The 16,626-nt window shown below is 51.3% G+C and carries 11 protein-coding genes; 5 read left to right on the top strand and 6 right to left on the bottom strand.

Annotated features, from left to right (window positions below; genetic code table 11):
- Positions 1 to 12: 12 nt before the first annotated feature.
- From IM300_RS16190 to fhuE, 3 genes are all read right to left on the bottom strand, one after another.
- Positions 13 to 1,002, bottom strand: coding sequence for an ABC transporter substrate-binding protein (locus tag IM300_RS16190; RefSeq protein WP_193037466.1), 990 nt, complete (start codon positions 1,000 to 1,002; stop codon positions 13 to 15).
- A 9-nt stretch (positions 1,003 to 1,011) separates the two neighbouring features.
- Complete coding sequence (locus IM300_RS16185; RefSeq protein ID WP_193037389.1) at positions 1,012 to 3,177, bottom strand: TonB-dependent siderophore receptor; 2,166 nt, start codon at positions 3,175 to 3,177, stop codon at positions 1,012 to 1,014.
- A 323-nt stretch (positions 3,178 to 3,500) separates the two neighbouring features.
- Positions 3,501 to 5,669 (bottom strand): ferric-rhodotorulic acid/ferric-coprogen receptor FhuE, encoded by a 2,169-nt coding sequence (gene fhuE, locus IM300_RS16180; RefSeq protein WP_193037464.1) that lies wholly within the window; start codon positions 5,667 to 5,669, stop codon positions 3,501 to 3,503.
- A 164-nt stretch (positions 5,670 to 5,833) separates the two neighbouring features.
- On the opposite strand from fhuE, the gene IM300_RS16175 reads away from it, so the two are divergent.
- Together IM300_RS16175 and IM300_RS16170 are read left to right on the top strand one after the other, a co-directional pair.
- Entirely contained in the window at positions 5,834 to 6,892 is a 1,059-nt protein-coding gene (locus tag IM300_RS16175) for a YncE family protein (protein ID WP_193037387.1), read from the top strand.
- A gap of 356 nt (positions 6,893 to 7,248) precedes the next feature.
- Entirely contained in the window at positions 7,249 to 8,196 is a 948-nt protein-coding gene (locus IM300_RS16170; protein ID WP_193037385.1) for a LysR family transcriptional regulator, read from the top strand.
- Positions 8,197 to 8,238: 42 nt separating this feature from the next.
- On the opposite strand, the gene IM300_RS16165 is transcribed toward IM300_RS16170, so the two are convergent.
- Positions 8,239 to 8,973 carry an SDR family oxidoreductase gene (locus tag IM300_RS16165; RefSeq protein WP_193037383.1) on the bottom strand — a complete coding sequence of 245 codons (735 nt, stop codon included), beginning with the start codon at positions 8,971 to 8,973 and terminating at the stop codon, positions 8,239 to 8,241.
- A 245-nt stretch (positions 8,974 to 9,218) separates the two neighbouring features.
- Between IM300_RS16165 and IM300_RS16160 the strand changes: the two genes are divergently transcribed.
- Entirely contained in the window at positions 9,219 to 9,905 is a 687-nt protein-coding gene (locus tag IM300_RS16160) for an NAD(P)-binding domain-containing protein (RefSeq protein ID WP_193037381.1), read from the top strand.
- 62 nt (positions 9,906 to 9,967) lie between these two features.
- Here the strand turns inward: IM300_RS16160 and IM300_RS16155 are convergent, their stop codons facing one another.
- Positions 9,968 to 10,924: an aldo/keto reductase gene (locus tag IM300_RS16155; protein ID WP_193037379.1), complete on the bottom strand. Its 957-nt coding sequence runs from the start codon at positions 10,922 to 10,924 to the stop codon at positions 9,968 to 9,970.
- 255 nt (positions 10,925 to 11,179) lie between these two features.
- Here IM300_RS16155 and IM300_RS16150 point away from each other — a divergent pair, with 255 nt between their 5' ends.
- Positions 11,180 to 12,145 (top strand): magnesium and cobalt transport protein CorA, encoded by a 966-nt coding sequence (locus IM300_RS16150; protein WP_063866812.1) that lies wholly within the window; start codon positions 11,180 to 11,182, stop codon positions 12,143 to 12,145.
- A 321-nt stretch (positions 12,146 to 12,466) separates the two neighbouring features.
- Positions 12,467 to 15,775 carry an autotransporter domain-containing protein gene (locus IM300_RS16145; RefSeq protein ID WP_193037376.1) on the top strand — a complete coding sequence of 1,103 codons (3,309 nt, stop codon included), beginning with the start codon at positions 12,467 to 12,469 and terminating at the stop codon, positions 15,773 to 15,775.
- 86 nt (positions 15,776 to 15,861) lie between these two features.
- Here IM300_RS16145 and IM300_RS16140 read toward each other — a convergent pair whose 3' ends face one another.
- Positions 15,862 to 16,623, bottom strand: a complete 762-nt coding sequence (locus IM300_RS16140; protein WP_193037374.1) for an OBAP family protein — start codon at positions 16,621 to 16,623, stop codon at positions 15,862 to 15,864.
- Between the last annotated feature and the right edge of the window lie 3 nt (positions 16,624 to 16,626).

The raw sequence follows: 16,626 nt of genomic DNA, 5'->3' as shown, positions 1-16,626 counted from the left end.
TTTCACTCTCCGTCAGCGTGGTGGATTGAGCACATCGCTCACCTGCGCATCGCTTAACGTCAGGCCAAAGAACTGCTGATAAAACTCACGCGTCTCTTTACGCATATCCACATCAGCAAAGCGCTCGGGATAAAGCGTTTTCGCCAGCCACAAAAATTGCAGCGCCTCTTCACTGGTTTCGCGACACCACCAGAACATCCCTTTCGGGTTAACGTACACGCGATGATGAATAACCGCGTCCACGCTTGCCCACTGCGGAGAGCTCAGAATGGTATCCGCGTCACGTTTGTTCATCGCGACGATAACCGACGGATTAGCCGTCACAATTTTCTCCAGAGCGACTTCACCCGAACGGTTTTGTTGATGACCGCCAAACCAGTTTTCAGCAATATTTTGACCTCCGGCCAGGTCAATCCAGTCCTGGTTTAGCGATGGCCTGCCGGTGGTGGTTAGCGGATTTCCCATACTGTGATAGAGCGAAACGCGCCGGGAAACGGGAAGATCTTTCAGGCGTTCAGTGACCAGAGCCTCGTTGCGAGCAAAATAGCGTTGATAGGCGAGCGCTTTATGTTGCGCATCCGGGCCCAGCGCTGCCGCCGTTTGCTGAACGCGTTGGGTTAACGCCCGCAGTGAATTCGCCTCAAACGCCAGCACCTGCACGCCTGTCTTTTTCAGCAAATCCTGCTGAGGCACCACCATATTATGCGGTACAAAAAGCATATCGACCCCCAGCGCGATAATTTGCTCGGGGTTAATTTCATGCCCGCTGTTTACGCTTACTACCGCGACATTCTCAATGCGCGGCAGGCTCTGGCGAAACAGGGGGATCTTTTTGGCAATCATCGACGTCCCGACGATGTTATCGCCATACCCCAGCATGGCGATAATGGTATTTTGTGCCGGCCACGGTGAAGCGATACGCACGTCCTTGTGCGTATTTTCTGCATGCAGGCTGGCCGCCAGCAACAGCGCCAGTAGCGGGAATAAACGGGAAAATTTCATCATTATCTATTAGAAATCGAAGGTGACGGAAGCACGTACTTCGCGACCGCTGCCGATGAATGCGCTCGGGGAACCGTTATCGCCATCGGTACCTGATGGGAAGATAGAAGCCCAGTAATGTTTATCAAACACGTTGTTTACCACCACGCGGAAAGTGGTGGGCACATTGCTCACTTTAGTGGTGTAACGCGTTCCCAGGTCCCATGTGGTGTAGCTGCTGGCGTAAGACGTATTCGTGTCGTTCGCCGCGCGTTTGCCCGTATAGTGAACATTGGCGCTGTAGACCCATTCTGGCATGGACGGCAGGCTGTATTCCGCCAACAGGTTTGCCTGCACTTTCGGCACGCCTACAACCTGTTTATTGCTGGTTGAAGCATTCGCCGTATCTTTCAGTTTCGGATCGAGGAAGGTCACGCCGCTGTAAATATTCAGACTCTGCCAGACATTCCCGGTAGCGGTTAATTCGAGGCCGTTGTTCACCTGATTGCCCTGCTCTTTATACACATTATCCGTATCAAGATAGGCAAACGGGCGCTCCAGGCGGAACAGCGCTGCGCCCAGATTCATGCCGCCGACATCCGATTTCAGCCCCACCTCATACTGCTTGCTGCGATAAGGATCGAGCGTCTGACCGGCATTTTTTACGCTGTCATCCGTCGGCGCCGTACCGCCCTGCTCCAGTGAATCGGCATAGCTGACGTAGGCCATCGTGTCGGGGGTAATTTTGTACATCAGCGCCGCGTTCGGGCTTAAACCATTTTCATCAACCTGGCTGGTTTTATTGCCGTGTTTGTCGTAGTTTTTAGTCTGTAACCAGCTCTGGCTTAGATAGAACATCGCCGACCATTGAGGCGTAAAGGCTAACGTATCGCCAAGCGTAATGCTCTGCTGAGTATTAACGCTGGAGCGATAGCGTGGCCCACCGGTACGGATTTTGCCATCGCCCTGCTCATCTATCGCATCCGGGTGATACATATTCGTCGTACCCCAGCTATAGCTGGAACCCGTCCCCTTCGCACTATAAAGCGACCAGACATATCCCGTGGTTGAAAGCGACAGGTCATGGCCGACCGAGCCGGTATCAATGTGGCCGTTCAGCCCGGCAGTGTTGCTCAATACGCGAAAACGCCCCGCTGCGGTGGAGTCCTTCATTGAGCGCGATATATCACCCTGATTATTCAGTATTTTGCTGGAAACGCTGCGCATCGCGCGGTCAGCTTGCTGCCAGCCCATGCCAGCATTCATAGACCAGTCGTCGTTAAAGTAGTGGATCAGGCGGGTGCTGATGGTATCGGTAGTTAAGTCGTTACCCGCTGTGCTGAGCGCCAGATTTTTTTCCTTCGGATTCGGCGCAGACGGTAGGTTGACGTTCGGGCCATAGCTAAAGCTACCCACATAGCCTTTCTGGATAAATTCATAATGGCTGGCGTCGAGCTGTAGCTGAGTTCCCGGCTGGATATTCCAGTCGAACGCAACTGAAATCAGCTTACGACGCAGCGTACTGTCATCAACATTGCCTTCACCTTCCTGATCGAGCAGGTTCAGCCGATAGCCAAACCGTTTGTCCTCGTCAAAATGGCCGCCCAGATCGACATGGCCAGTAAATGCGCTGCGGCTTTGATAGCCCAGCGTCACTTTGCGCAGCGTTTCTTCGGTGGGACGCTTCGCGACGAAATTAAACTGCCCGGCCGGGCTTGCCGGGCCGTACAACGCTCCGGTCAAACTATTAAGGACATCCAGGCGTTCAAGCATTTCCACCGGAAAGGCGGTGGTAGAAACGATGTTCAGCCCGTCAAGACGGCTGTTGGCCACCACGCTTCCCTGCATACCACGGCTTTGGGGCCGTCCAACATCCATCCCGCCGCGGGCCTGCATTTGCGTACTGGGGGAGTATTTCAGCATCTCGCTGACGCTTTGCGCCTGCTGATTTTCAACCATCTCTTTGGTGACTGTAGTGCTGGAATAAGGCGTTTCAACCCAGGATTTTGTGCCAAGCGGACCGACATCGATATCAGTAGTTTTGAATCCGGCACCGGCGGCGGAATCCGAGTTATCGGTAGTGGTATTGCTGGTGACAATCATTTCATCTTCAGAAGTGGGCGCGGCATGCGCATGAAGAGGTGCCAAAGACGCTAATGCTGGCAAAAGCGCAGCGAAATTTTTTCGAGTTTTCATGCATCGCAGATCGTTATATAAAAATTTATATTACGATCGCTATGGGGGAAAAATCATGATCCAGATCACACATAAATGTAAGCTGTTTACAAATTCTGTCTGAACGTCCGCCTTTGGTACAAGGAGGGTGTTTTTTAACCAACACACGTCTTCATTAACTGGCCCAATGTTTCCGGCACCAGGCTCGTCACCCGTTCAGATCGACACATAATTCGTTACCAGGATGGCAACGGCATGGCGGCCATCGCCCTGTCGTTACCGCCAGTGGAGCCGAAGCGCATTTCGGAACAGGTGATGGCCAGGATTTCAGTAAGCTGATTACATCAGAATGTGTAACTCATGCTTACCGAGACGCTACGCGGTTCGCCATAGACGGCAGAGTCATCGAGGTAGGAGTAGTATTCGCGGTCTAACAGGTTACGAACGTTTGCCTGCACCGCCAGCTGTTTCGTCAGCTGATACTGCGCGAACAAGTCGACAAGCGGATAGCTGCCCTGATAGAGGCGTTGCGTCTCGCCGTCCGGACCGGTGACATCTTTGTACACCTGATTTTGCCAGTTCACGCCGCCGCCTACGGTCAGATCCGGAAGCGCCGGGACGCGGTAGCGGCTGAACAGCTTAAGCTGCGTCTGCGGCGCGAAGCTGTTGAAGCGGCCATCTGAATCACGGGCAACGTAGCGGGTCGCGCTGAAGGTAAGCTGTAGATTGTCGGTAACGGCACCGTTCACCTCAAATTCCGCCCCTTTGCTCACTGCGCCTTTGGTTGCGCGATAAGCTTGTTCGCTGGATCCATTAACAAATACCCCGCTGGTCGCTTCCCCCGCGTTCTCCTGTTCGATACGGAATACGGCAACGTTGGTGGTCAGTCGACCGTCCATCCAGTCTGCCTTCAGGCCGGTTTCATAGTTTTTACCGGTGACGGGAGAGAGCCATGCACCCTCTTTCGTGCGTTTGGTTTGCGGGGCAAAAATTGAGGTATAGCTGGCGTAAGCGGAAAGGCTGTCGTTGATGTCATACACCAGCCCGCCGTAAGGGGTGGTGTTGTATTTACGCATATCGCCGCTGCTGCCATCTGAGCTGTACTGGGTATAACGTGCGCCAACGATTAGCGACAACGGATCCGCCAGCGACAGGCGTGCCGCCGTATACGCCGATTTTTGCCGCACGATATCATCCGCATTTTGATACCAGTCGCCCCACTCCGGCTCGGCCACGCTGCCGTCCCAGCTGTTGTTGAAGATGCCAATCTGAGCGCTGTCCATTGGCCCGTCTTTGCTGAAGGTAGCATTGTGCTGTCGGCTATAGTTGGCCCCGGCCATCAGCTGATGTTGACGCCCGAGAAGTTCAAAAGGCCCGCTGGCGTAGGCATCAAAGGCGTCCAAGGTGCGCTTGCCGCGATCCTTACTACCCCAGCCTGATGCGCCTTCACCGGTGGTGGCGTCCGGATTGCCCATCACATAAAGCAGGGTATCATTGAACGTTTGCTCGCCGTGGGTTCCATTGAAACGAACCGACCAGCCGTTATCCCAGTTGTGGGTGAGGTTAGCAAAAACTTTACGCGACTCAACGGTGTATCCCGTCCAGTCCGCCGAGGTATTGACGTTGCGATCGTAATGGGTACGGCTGCCGTTACCGTACAGGCTGGGTAATCCGCCCCAGGTCGGGTTGGCGGTGTTTGTTTGCTGATAATCCCAGCCCAGCGAGGCCGTCGTGTGTTCCGTTACATCGCCTTCAATGACGCCATAGAGAAATTTCTTACGCTTGCCATATCTGTCGAGCCAGCTGTCCTGATCCTGATAACCTGCCACGACGCGCCCACGCAGGCTGCCGTCGGAATTGAGGGGCGCGGAGATGTCGCCCACATAACGCTGTTTGTTCCAGCTTCCGTAACTTGCGCTGACGTTGCCCCTCAAGGTTTTACTGTCGGCACGTTTACGCACCATGTTCACCGTTGCTCCCGGATCGCCAGCGCCGGTCATCAGGCCGTTTGCGCCACGCACAATCTCGATACGATCATAAATGGCAGTATCTTCCTGCGCATCGCCAAAGTTCCACGCGTCACCCATTGATGTGGGGATCTCATCGTAGGCGAAATTGGTGATTTCAAAGCCGCGGGAAAAGTAGCTGGAACGCTCGCTGTCAACCTGCTGCGACGAAACGCCGGTGGCATTGGTAAGTACCTGGTCAATGGTTTGCAGGTCTTGATCCTGCATACGCTGGCGCGTCACGACGCTGACTGACTGGGGAATATCGCGCGGGGTCAGCAGCATTTTGGTGCCTGAACGCGTGGTTTTTACCGCATAATCCTGCTGCGAGTCGGCGCTCCCGTTCCCGTCACCGTAGACAACCATCTCTTGTTCTTGTGTATTTTCATCCGCCCGTGCCGGGTGCATGACGGCGGACATTGCCAGCGTAAGCAGTGAAAGTGAGAAGGAAGCAGGAATTAACCCTGCGGGCGCTTTCGCGCGATTAGCCCTGCCGTTAAAAATCATCATGTTACCTGTCAGTTGTTGTCGTTATGTGCAAATCATTTATCCAAATAAGAATGGAAATGATAATTATTTGCTTTATTATGCACAGGTAATTTTGTAAGTTAAATGTAAATAAATGTATATTTATCAAAATCAGCGCGCCTCGCGCATGACAGGAACAATAAATGAACAAATTCCATTGGCTAAAAGGAAAGACATGGGGCTTTAGCATCCTTACCGCGGCGTTAACCCTGAGCGCAACGGCGTCAGCAGTCTCCCCGGGTTCGGCTGCGCTCAAGCAGCGCGAACTCGCTGACGGTCTGTATGAGATGGTTTACTCCCCAACGGCAAACGCGTTGTACGTTGCGAGCGCGCAGAGTTTCAAAAACGTCAACGGCGGGGTGCTCTATAAACTGGATCCCGTAACGCTTGCCACGCAAGGTGAAACCCACACCGACCTGAAAAACTTCGGCATGGCAGCGGATGATAATGGCAAGGTCTACTACACCACCAACACTCTCGATGGCGGGGTATCGAAAGTGGACGTGCAAAGCGGCAAGGTGCTACAGCGCCTGATGTTTGAAGGCAAAGATAAGGATGGCGACCCGGTTGGTGCGCGTGAAATCCTCTTCCACAAGGGACAACTGTTTATCGGCGGCGTTGCCGACCCTGGATTTATCTTCGTGGTTGATGCCAACACCATGACGCTAAAAGCCCGAATCGAAAATGCCGGAAAATGGGTGACGGGGATTATTTATTCGCCGCTGACAGACCGCCTTTATGCCGCCAATGGCGGCGGTGAAATTCTGGTGATTAACCCGGACACGTATAAAATCGAACAGCGCTGGACGCCGGGAGATAAAAAAGCGTATTTGTTCCTGAATATGGCAGAAGATCCGGCCACCGGACGCCTGTTCGTGACCGATGATTCAAAAGCCAAAACCACACTGGTATTTGATGAGCGCAGCGGGAAAGTTATCAAGCGTATTGAAGGCGATGCGCTGGGAATTAAGTTTAACGCTGAGCGCAACGAAATTTTCATCAGCCAGCGCGAATCCAGGAAGGTGCTGCTGCTTGACGCCGGGAGCTATGCTGTGAAAAACAGCTGGACGTTCACCAGCCATCCCAACAGTCTTCTGGTAACACCGGACGGTAAAACTTTATACGTAACCGTGAAGCAGGACTTCAATGACGACAACACGACGAAAGGCCCGGATAGTGTGGTTCGTATTTCATTAAATTAAACACCATACAGCCATCCTGTGAGGGATGGCTGACTTATAAACGTGGACGCTGAAGCAGTATATTTCGTCCGGCCAACGGATAAAGCCGGGTTAAAGCGCCAGATGTTCTAAAGTTGCTGAGTCTTTGTCATGTCCGCTGCTGGCACGAAGCGGACGAGCTAACTGCGTTTAAGGGCTATTATAGCGAGGAACAGACTTTTGGAGCATTGTTTCTCAACGGTCGCATCTTATCGCTAGTGTTTTTAGAATATTCTCGTTCATAATGTCAATATATTGAATAGCTTAAAACACCTGAAACCATCTCGCAAAATGTATACAGATGCTCAGTATGATGCTGTACTTAACGGAGCTTTACTGTGGAAAACCTGACGCTGGACAGACTCGCCGGCATTATTGCATTCGCTCGCGTTGCATCCCTTGGGAGTTACACGGCGGCCTCCCGTGTTTTATCCATATCTCCGTCTGCCGTGAGCAAAAGCGTTAAAAGGCTTGAAGAGCGCCTCGGTATTAAATTATTTAACCGAACCACACGCTCGCTTACGTTGACACCAGAAGGTGCCGAGCTGTATGAGAAAGCCGTACGTTTACTTCGCGAAGCTGAGGATATAGAGCAGACTGCGTTTGCCGCTCGTCATGAACCTGCTGGCCTCATCAAAGTGACCGCTTCCATTCCGGTGGGCAATTGCCTTATTGCGCCCCACTTACCCGAATTTCGTCGACGATACCCGAATCTTGATGTTGAACTACGTCTTTCCGACATGATGACCGACCTGATTGAGGAAGGTATTGATTTAGCGGTACGCATAGGACCTATTGCGGATTCCAGACTTATAGCAAGCCCTCTTACGCCGAACGTTGTCAGCCCCTATGCCTCGCCTGACTACATTGAAAAAAGAGGCGTGCCGGGAACACTCGACGATCTGCCCGGTCATGAGCTGGTCAGGGTGCGATATCACAGTTCCGGACAGATCATGAAATGGCATTTTCGCGAAAACGACATAATAACTGAAGTTGAGCCCGCAGCAGCCATTACGGTTAATAGTCCAGAAGCGGTGCTGGCCATTATCCTTAATGGCGGTGGAATAGGAATGCTGCCCTCATTTCTTGCTACCCGGCACGTCACGCGTGGTGAACTGGTTCCGGTTATGCCTGAAAGGTGGGCGGTACGGCATAATATTACCGCCTTTTGGGCTGAAAGCCGGCGGGGAAATCCAAATGTTCGCGCCTTCAGCACTTTTCTGAAAGAAGTTATCCCGCCCTGTGCGCCCTGGAATCGGCCTTTCGATATGAATAAAACGGGCTGACGCGATGTTCAGCCCGGCAGTGAAATACGCTATCCGGCGTTTTTACCAGGGCAGAGGCGTGCTGTCCTCAAAGAAACCGCCTGTCGGACCATTCTCCGGCAACAGCGCCAGGCGGACCGGCTCACGAGCCGCATCCTCTACCGGTCTGCCGCCTGTAGTATCAGGCAGAAATTCAGTGTTGGTGTAGTTCGGGTTGGCGGAGTTGACCTTGATATTAGTATCACGCAGCTCCCAGGCAAGCTGAATGGTCATCATATTCAGCGCAGCTTTTGATGCGTTATAACCAATCAGTTTGTTGTCCGCGAACGCCCAGCTATCATCCTGATTAAGCGCCAGAGAGCCAAGTCCGCTGGACATATTAACAATCCGTCCAGTGCGGGCCTTTTTTATCAGTGGCAGCATTTTCTGTGTAACATACAGCGCCCCAAAAAAATTGGTCTCAAAGGTTTTCCGGACCACATCCAGATTCGTAGCGGAAGGCACGCCATCTTCTGTACTCATAATTCCAGCGTTGTTTACCAGAATATCCAGCCCGCCTGGTAGTTTATTTAGATTTTCAGCGGCGCGGTCAACGCTGGACGGATCGTTGACGTCCAGCATCACGAACTCAGCCTCAATACCCTGTTTTCTCAGTTTGTCGACAGCAGCAAGGCCTTTCGCTTCATCCCTGGCACCGATGTAGACATTGATCCCCTGCTTTCCCAACTCCTGTGCGGCCTGGAAACCAATCCCTTTATTTGCGCCTGTAATAAGTGCTGTTTTCTTATAGGTGTTCATCTATGCAGGTTCCTCTTTTAGTGAATGCATCTTATCTAATTTTGAAAAGTATAAGGCGTGAATATTTCTGAACCAGAAGCAGAGCGGCATTACAGTTTTTCCCCAACGGCACAAATGTAAGCGCTTCATTGATGACTGTCTGGAATAAGTGAAAGGAAATGCAGAGGCGTATTGCGTCATTCAGTTACTTGTTATTTTTCTACGCATGGTTAATTGTTTTAAATCTCTTTCACCGGGAGGTCTGTGTGAAAATTGCAATTATTGGTAGCGGCATGGTTGGACGCGCTTTTGCGCTGCGTCTGACAGAGCTAGGTCATGAAGTAGTGGTAGGAACCCGAAACGTGGATGCTACGCTTCGGCGTACGTCCCCTGATGCCAAGGGAATACCCGCCTGGCAATTCTGGGCTAAAGAACACCCTGATATTGCACTGGTTTCCTTTTATGACGCGGGTCGGTTTGCAGAAATCATCGTCAACGCAACAGAAGGCGCAATCAGCCTGAACGCATTGACTCTTGTGGGTAAAGACAATTTGGCAGGTAAACTTATCCTTGATCTTGCCCTGCCGCTCACCTATTCACCCGGCGATATACCGCGTCTGACATTCGCTAATGATGATAGTCTGGGCGAGCAGATTCAGCGGGCCTTCCCTGACGCGCACGTTGTTAAATCTCTAAATACTATGGCTTATTCTATTATGCTTAATCCTTCGCAGCTGCCAGGCTCGCATAATGTGTTTATGTCCGGAGACAGCCACACCGCTAAATCGAAAGTGAAAGCGCTACTCATGCAGTTGGGATGGCCTGTAGAAAATATTATTGATTTAGGTGGGATAATGACGTCCAGGTCAACGGAAATGTACGCCACATTATTATTTCAGATGGCAAAAATTAGCGGGGATTATAATTTCAACATCGCTATTGTCAGAAAATAAACAAAACGATAAAGCCTCCGCAATGGAGGCTTTTTACGTTGCACTTTTTCCGGGATTACCCGTCAGGAGATTAATTCCATTGAAGCTTCCCATGAGCCGCGGGTATCTACACCTGCATCATCAGCGAGCGATTCCAGTCGTTTTATTTCATCGTTATCGAGCACAATTGTGGACGCCTTTGCTGCATCCAGAACATGCTGTACCTTCGTGGCGCCTATCAACGGCACGGCTCCCTTGCTAATTGCCCACGCTATAGCAACTTGTGCCACGCTGGCATTTTTTTTCTTGCCCATTTCAGCCATTGCCTTAGTCAGTTCCTCCAGCTGTGGCAATACAGGGTTGTACTTTACAGCACGATCGCTACCGACTGGCATAGGGCGAGTCGTATTATATCGACCGCTTAAAGCGCCCTGTTCAAGTACCATATAAGCGAAGAACGTCATATTATTGTTGCGGCAATAGTCGAGAATGCCAGCATACTCGGACGAACGATAAAGAAGACTATAATGGTTTTGTACAGCGCTTACGGCGAAACCAGCCTCACCCAAAATGGCATTTGCACGCCGGATTTGCGAAAGATTATGGTTGGAAACCCCGACCCGTTTAATTCTGCCATCCTGAAGTAATGGAATAAGGCCAGGGGTCCACTTCTCTACATCAAGAGGATTATGGATCCAGTAAAGATCGATGTATTTAACACCGAGACGCTCTAAACTGGTCTCAAGCATTGCCGTTACGGGTTCATCCAGGGCGTCATCCGCGATTTGCGGGGTAAACTTGGTGGAGAGAATGATATCATTCCGGGGAAAACTGGGAATGAGTTTCCCCAATGCGGATTCTGAACTTCCCATACCGTATACTGCGGCGGTGTCCCACATATTAAGCCCTTCCCACATCCCGGCGCTGAATATCTCACTCAACTGCGCCTCGGTAAGGTGGTTGCCAAAAACGGTATCGCCCCCCGCAATGCCTGCACCCCATGACCATGTGCCCAATGCTACTTTAGGTATCTTTCTCAATTCCGTACTCCCCTTTTAACGTTCACACCCTTTCCCGGACTTTGTCCGTAAGGCGTAAGAGACAACAGGAGAGATTATAAATTTTCTATTCGCATTCGATAATTGCGAACAGGGTTCATACAGCATTGCCTCAAGGTTAATAATGTACACGTACGTACCGAACAGTATCTGCGTTACTGTATAAGCTTAAAAATTTGGAAACTTAACGGAAAGGGTTAAGCTTCTTAGAAACATGCTTAAGGGATAGCCAAAAAAATGATTGTTAACTGTATGGTCTACCGTTCAGGCCGCCCTGCCGAAACCGTGGATATCGAGGATATCAGCGAAATCATCCAGGATACCGATGCGTTTATCTGGCTGGGGCTTTGGCAGCCTGAACCGGCGTTTATGTATAAAGTCCAGGAGGAGTTCGGTCTGCACGATCTGGCCGTTGAGGATGCGCTTAACGCACATCAGCGGCCTAAGATTGAGCGTTATGGCAGCTCGGCCTTTATCGTTGTAAAGACCGTCAGTGGACAGGGTGACAACATTGAGTTTGGCGAAACGCATTTATTTGTGGGGCGCAACTTTCTTATTACGGTGCGCCACGGTGCTTCAGAGAGCTATGCGCCTATACGCGCCCGTGCTGCTGAAGCCCCGGACATGCTTTCGTACGGTCCGGCGTATCCGCTTTACTGTATTCTGGATTTCATTGTAGACAGTTATGCAGAGCTGACTGCGCGCCTCAACACCAAAATTGGTGATATAGAAGCGACACTTTTTCACAGTGAATTTGACCGTGAAGCTATTCAGGACGTGTATTCCCTCCGCCGTAATCTGCTCGGGCTTCGCAACGCCGCTCAGCCAGTAGAAGAAATCTGTACCGAGCTTATCCGCATTCATGAAGAACTTATTCCAAAACCCCTCAGGGCGTATTTCAGAGATATTCAGGATCACGCAAGCCATGTAGTCACGGATGTAAATGACATGCGTGAACTGCTTAGCAGCGCGATGCACGTTAACCTGGCACTGGTTTCAGTGCAGCAAAACGAAGTTGTGAAGAAACTGGCCGGCTGGGGGGCCATACTCGTGATCCCGACGGTAGTCTTCAGCATGTATGGTATGAACTTCGACAATATGCCGGAACTGAAGACGCTCTATGGCTATCCGGCTACGATCGCTGTCACGCTGGGCGCCTGTGTATTACTGTGGCTACGACTTAAACGCTCTCGCTGGCTTTAATTGATAAGCCGTCCGATCGTTTTTGGTGCCGTGGAGTAACGTAAAGCCTCACGCTTATGTCGATTATGCCACGGCACCAGACCCTATCCGTTAATTTCCCTGCATATGTCGGTACATTCCTGTTCATTGAGATCCGGTATCGCCCGCTCCACCGTTTATAAAATCCTGAAAAACGAGGCTATCACAGGGCAAGGTCACTCGTTATTCTAAATTATCAAGCCGCATCGATAATTATTATATTCGTTTATGCTTTATTGAGCTCAGGTGTGAATTTATATTGAGGAACGTAAGCAATACTTTTTTTAGACAAGGATGATTAATATGAAAAGGGTTTTTATGACGGCTGCATTAACGGGTTTATTTGTCAGTAATAATCTGTATGCAGGCGAAAGCTATCTGGTCTATAACCCACACAATATTGCGGTATTTGAAGTGCGTTTCTTTAATGTTGGCGACGGCCCCTTTATGCCGGATTGGCCGATTGCGTCTGAGTCAACCTGGGATCTTGGCCAGCAGCAAAAAGAAAAAATACTTGATGCCATGCGTTACTGGGCTGAGGTTATTACCCCCAGCCCAGGGCAACTGCCCGCCATTATCAATGTGGGGACGTTTAACGATGAGAATGCCGCAGGTTCCAGCGATTCAGTTACCGACGGCATCATGAGTCTGACGCAGTTGCAGGGAGCATTGAACGGCATTGATACCGGAGAGCTGACCTTTGGCTCCCATGCCCAGTTCATCATGGGCAAACTGGATTTTGATAACGTTCCCTATGTGCCTGCGCAGTTGCCGCGCACTGGAAAGGCCGATCTGGTCAGCGTCGCCGTTCACGAGCTGGCCCATGGCCTGGGAATATCCAATATGGTTACCGATCTGCAAGGCAGTGGTACATTCACGCCCGCTTTTGATACCGTGCCTTTTGGCTCCTGGACCAGCCATCTGCGTGATGACCGTGGCAATCCTGCCCGACCAGGGCAGGTAATATTGTGTAATGGATGCAATAACACCTGGGATCCACAAGGCTTTGATGTACGGCGCGATAAAGGCTATTTCACCGGCAGGCACGTGGATGAAGTACTTGCAGGCGCCATGCCTGGCGTACCGGTGAAAATGTTAGCAGACGACGGTTCCGTCGATGATAACTACATGAGCCATATCGAGCTGAAAAACAGCATGATGAGCCATCAGAACTACCGCAATTACACAACGTTTATGGAAGCGGAACTGGCATTGCTGCAAGATATGGGATATCAGATTGACCGTCGTAACTTTTTCGGTTTTTCGCTGTATGGCAACGGGCAAACTCTCATTAACCGCAATGGATATTTTCTGCGTAATCAGCAGGCGGATGGCTATCTGGCGGGGCAATATAATACCGCTAATCTGGGGGTTGGCCTGCATGTGTATGGCAGTAATAACCATATCTTTCAACAAGCGGACCTGATGACATCAGGGAGTGGCGGCGCGGGCATCCGTATAGATGGGCAAAATAACACCCTGAGCATTGAACCCGGAGTACGGGTATATGCCGATGGCGAAAATGGCCGTGGGGTAATGTTTGCCTACGGTAAACAGCACAACTTTATTCAACGTGGCGACGTCCAGGCACTGGGAGCCCGTGGCGTCGCTATCAGTTTTGACTTTGGCAATAACCTCCTGGGTAACGACGTGGATTATCGTGGATCCTGGCTTCATATCGTGGACGGCTATTACGATGCGTTATTACCCGAGTTGCAGGGAGCGCTGGTAGATAATGCCGACATCAGCGGACGGGTTGCCGGTAAGGGCGCGGCGATTTATATTTCACCGAACGCGCTGGTCGGTAATATAAATATATTAACGGGTGCCCGGCTGGAAGGTGATATTTATTCGGACTACGCCCAACGGGATGACGATGGCCAACAGCGGTTAACACAGCTTACCTTCGGTCGGAAGGCCAATGCGTATGGGCAAGCGACGGACGCAGCTGATGCTGATTTCAGCTTTACTTACCGCGGAAACATTGAAGGTATCAATAATCTGGCACTGGACGCGCACGGAGGGAAAACCTCGCTTAATGGCGATTTTCAGATTTACAGCATGACTATCGCGCCAGGTGCCAGCCTGTCCGGCAACGCCAGCTACACGCTTAATGAGGAAGGCCGCTTTGTAAATAACGGGATCCTTGCGCCGGGTAATTCCCTTGGGCAAATCACTATATCCGGTGCTTATCAACAGGGTGATACCGGACAGTTGTTGTTGGAAGTCGACGGGCACGGTAGGCATGATACTCTGCGTGTGAACGGTCACGCACAATTTGACGGTCAACTGACGTTTGCGCCGCAGCCGGACTGGTACGCCACAAACTGGCGTCTGAATACGCAAGATTTGCTAAAAACAGACTCTTCCGGCGGCAATTTCAGTGCCGTGAACAGCGTGCTCCGCTCACCCACGCTAACGCTGCAAACCACGCCTCAGGGAAAGAATGGCTGGCAGCTCTCAATGCTGCGCGCTTCAAACGCATACAGCCGGTATGCGCAGGACGCTAATGCGCGGCAGGTAGGGCAAGCGCTGGATAAAATTGTGGCAGAAGCTAAGTCGGATATTCAACCGCTGTACCGTACTCTGGATTTCTCCGCCACTGATGGCGGGAGTATCAGCAATGCCTTGCCGCAACTTTCTGCGGGCGCCTACAGTGCCATGTTCGCAAGCTCCCTTCACCGTGAACAACAGATAGCGCGGATCGTTGGCGGGCCGAATCTTGTGGCTATGCCGAAGCAACTGACGGCAGGCGAATGGCGCAGCTTTGCCATCCCCTTTGGCGGCGGCTTCTGGCAACAGCGTCAGGGTGACAGTGTAGGATATGACGCCAGCAGTTATGGCATTGTATTCGGTGCTGAAAAACAAAACGATCAGAATCACAACTGGATTTATGGCTTCCATGGTGCGGTCAGCGGCCAGTCGGTGACGGTGAAATCACCAGAAACCGCAACCGGAAAAACCACTGCTTTCGATCTGGGTATTCATGCTCGTTACGGCGCCGAAAGGTCCGAAGGAATGTATTTATTCGGCACTGGCCGATTGGGTATCGAAGACAGCTGGCTGGACAGAAACATTCATGTAGAAACTTACGGAGCAAGCCACCATGCCACCTGGACCGGATTGTCAGGCTCTGTTTCGGCCGGCGGGGGCTATCGATGGGCGCTAAATAATAATGTGAACGCCGGACCGGTAACTTCATTGAATTACACCACATTACATCGTCCCGGCGTGAAGGAAAGCGGCAATGACGGCAGCCGACTGATGCTGGGTTCGCAGACCTTCGATTCTCTGAGATCAAGTATCGGGGTGAATAGTAACTGGAATGTCCCCCTCGCTTCAGGGGCGTCGATAGCAGCTGAGTTGCAGCTTACCTGGGATCATGAACTGCTTGATGGCAACGTAGTGCAACACGCCTCTTTCGCCAACTATCGAAGCACAGGGTTTAGTTCCAGGAATCAGGTGACTGGCCGTGACGCTCTGGGCGTTAAGGCAGGTATGAGCTATAAAATCAACGCTGATGTCGAATTGGGCATCGGGGTTGAAAGCGAAATGTTTCGTTCTGGCTATGACTCGATCGCAGGTAATCTTTCAGCCACCTGGCGTTTCTGATGTCTGAGGACGAGAAAATAACAGGGCTGGTAATTTAACTCACCGTAACCCCGGTGTTGCCGGGGTATTTTTGAAGGTTTTTGATATCAGAAATGGCTTGTGTCTCCCTGGCCATGCTCACCTGAACCTTCAACCCGCTTAAGCTGGATCTCTTCACCACGTTGCCAGGCATCAGCTCCCTTAGCAACGGGGTGCGCCACAATACCCTCACGTTCTTGTTTGATGGCTTGCGTGCTCACGTCAAAGCGTCGATCTCTGTCCGCCAGGAGTTTGGGGTCTAACTGCCCTTCCCCGGTAAAGCCCATCATTAGTGCCGGAATGCCGAGCGGCAGCTTTTTATCGCGGTCGGTGTGCCAGGTATGCCAGGTCTTCCCGTAGGTATTCACAATTTTGCTCATCAATGCTTTGTCAGCCACTGCCGGTAAACCGGGAGCAATCAGACTGCCGGATTTCACTTCATATTGATGGCTGTGCCACAATTTTTTTTCTTCCGGCGGCAGTGTGTTAAACAAACGCTCACTAATGATGTACTCAACGCCCATTAAACGGGCATCTTTGGTGTTTCCGTCGTAGATCACCGCCTGCATCACGTCTTCATTCAAGACGGTTACATAATGATGGGCTTCCATCTGGCCATTTTTATCCCCGCTATAAAAATGGAAACCGTCCAGGTAGGCACTCATTGCATCAATGGGCGGACGGGACTGGATAAGCTGCGCACCGGCTTCAAGCGTGCTCGTCCCGACGGAGGTTTTTACACCCGGTACAGGCGTGTTTGAAGGGGTATTGTTCGCGCCGCAACCCACTAAAATCAGGCTCGACAATAATAAAAGCGATAATGGTTTCATTGA

The organism is Enterobacter cloacae complex sp. I2, from assembly GCF_014896205.1.
Classification (GTDB): domain Bacteria; phylum Pseudomonadota; class Gammaproteobacteria; order Enterobacterales; family Enterobacteriaceae; genus Enterobacter; species Enterobacter quasihormaechei.
Note: the sequence above shows the minus strand (reverse complement) of the source record. Positions and strands in the feature narration are given on the sequence as shown.

What these genes read in the sequence shown, in the direction of transcription:
- IM300_RS16190 (WP_193037466.1), bottom strand. Translation starts at nt 1,002, where the DNA reads ATGAAATTTTCCCGTTTATTCCCGCTACTGGCGCTGTTGCTGGCGGCC.
- fhuE (WP_193037464.1), bottom strand. Translation starts at nt 5,669, where the DNA reads ATGATTTTTAACGGCAGGGCTAATCGCGCGAAAGCGCCCGCAGGGTTA.
- IM300_RS16165 (WP_193037383.1), bottom strand. Translation starts at nt 8,973, where the DNA reads ATGAACACCTATAAGAAAACAGCACTTATTACAGGCGCAAATAAAGGG.
- IM300_RS16150 (WP_063866812.1), top strand. Translation starts at nt 11,180, where the DNA reads ATGATTGTTAACTGTATGGTCTACCGTTCAGGCCGCCCTGCCGAAACC.
- IM300_RS16175 (WP_193037387.1), top strand. Translation starts at nt 5,834, where the DNA reads ATGAACAAATTCCATTGGCTAAAAGGAAAGACATGGGGCTTTAGCATC.
- IM300_RS16185 (WP_193037389.1), bottom strand. Translation starts at nt 3,177, where the DNA reads ATGAAAACTCGAAAAAATTTCGCTGCGCTTTTGCCAGCATTAGCGTCT.
- IM300_RS16145 (WP_193037376.1), top strand. Translation starts at nt 12,467, where the DNA reads ATGAAAAGGGTTTTTATGACGGCTGCATTAACGGGTTTATTTGTCAGT.
- IM300_RS16140 (WP_193037374.1), bottom strand. Translation starts at nt 16,623, where the DNA reads ATGAAACCATTATCGCTTTTATTATTGTCGAGCCTGATTTTAGTGGGT.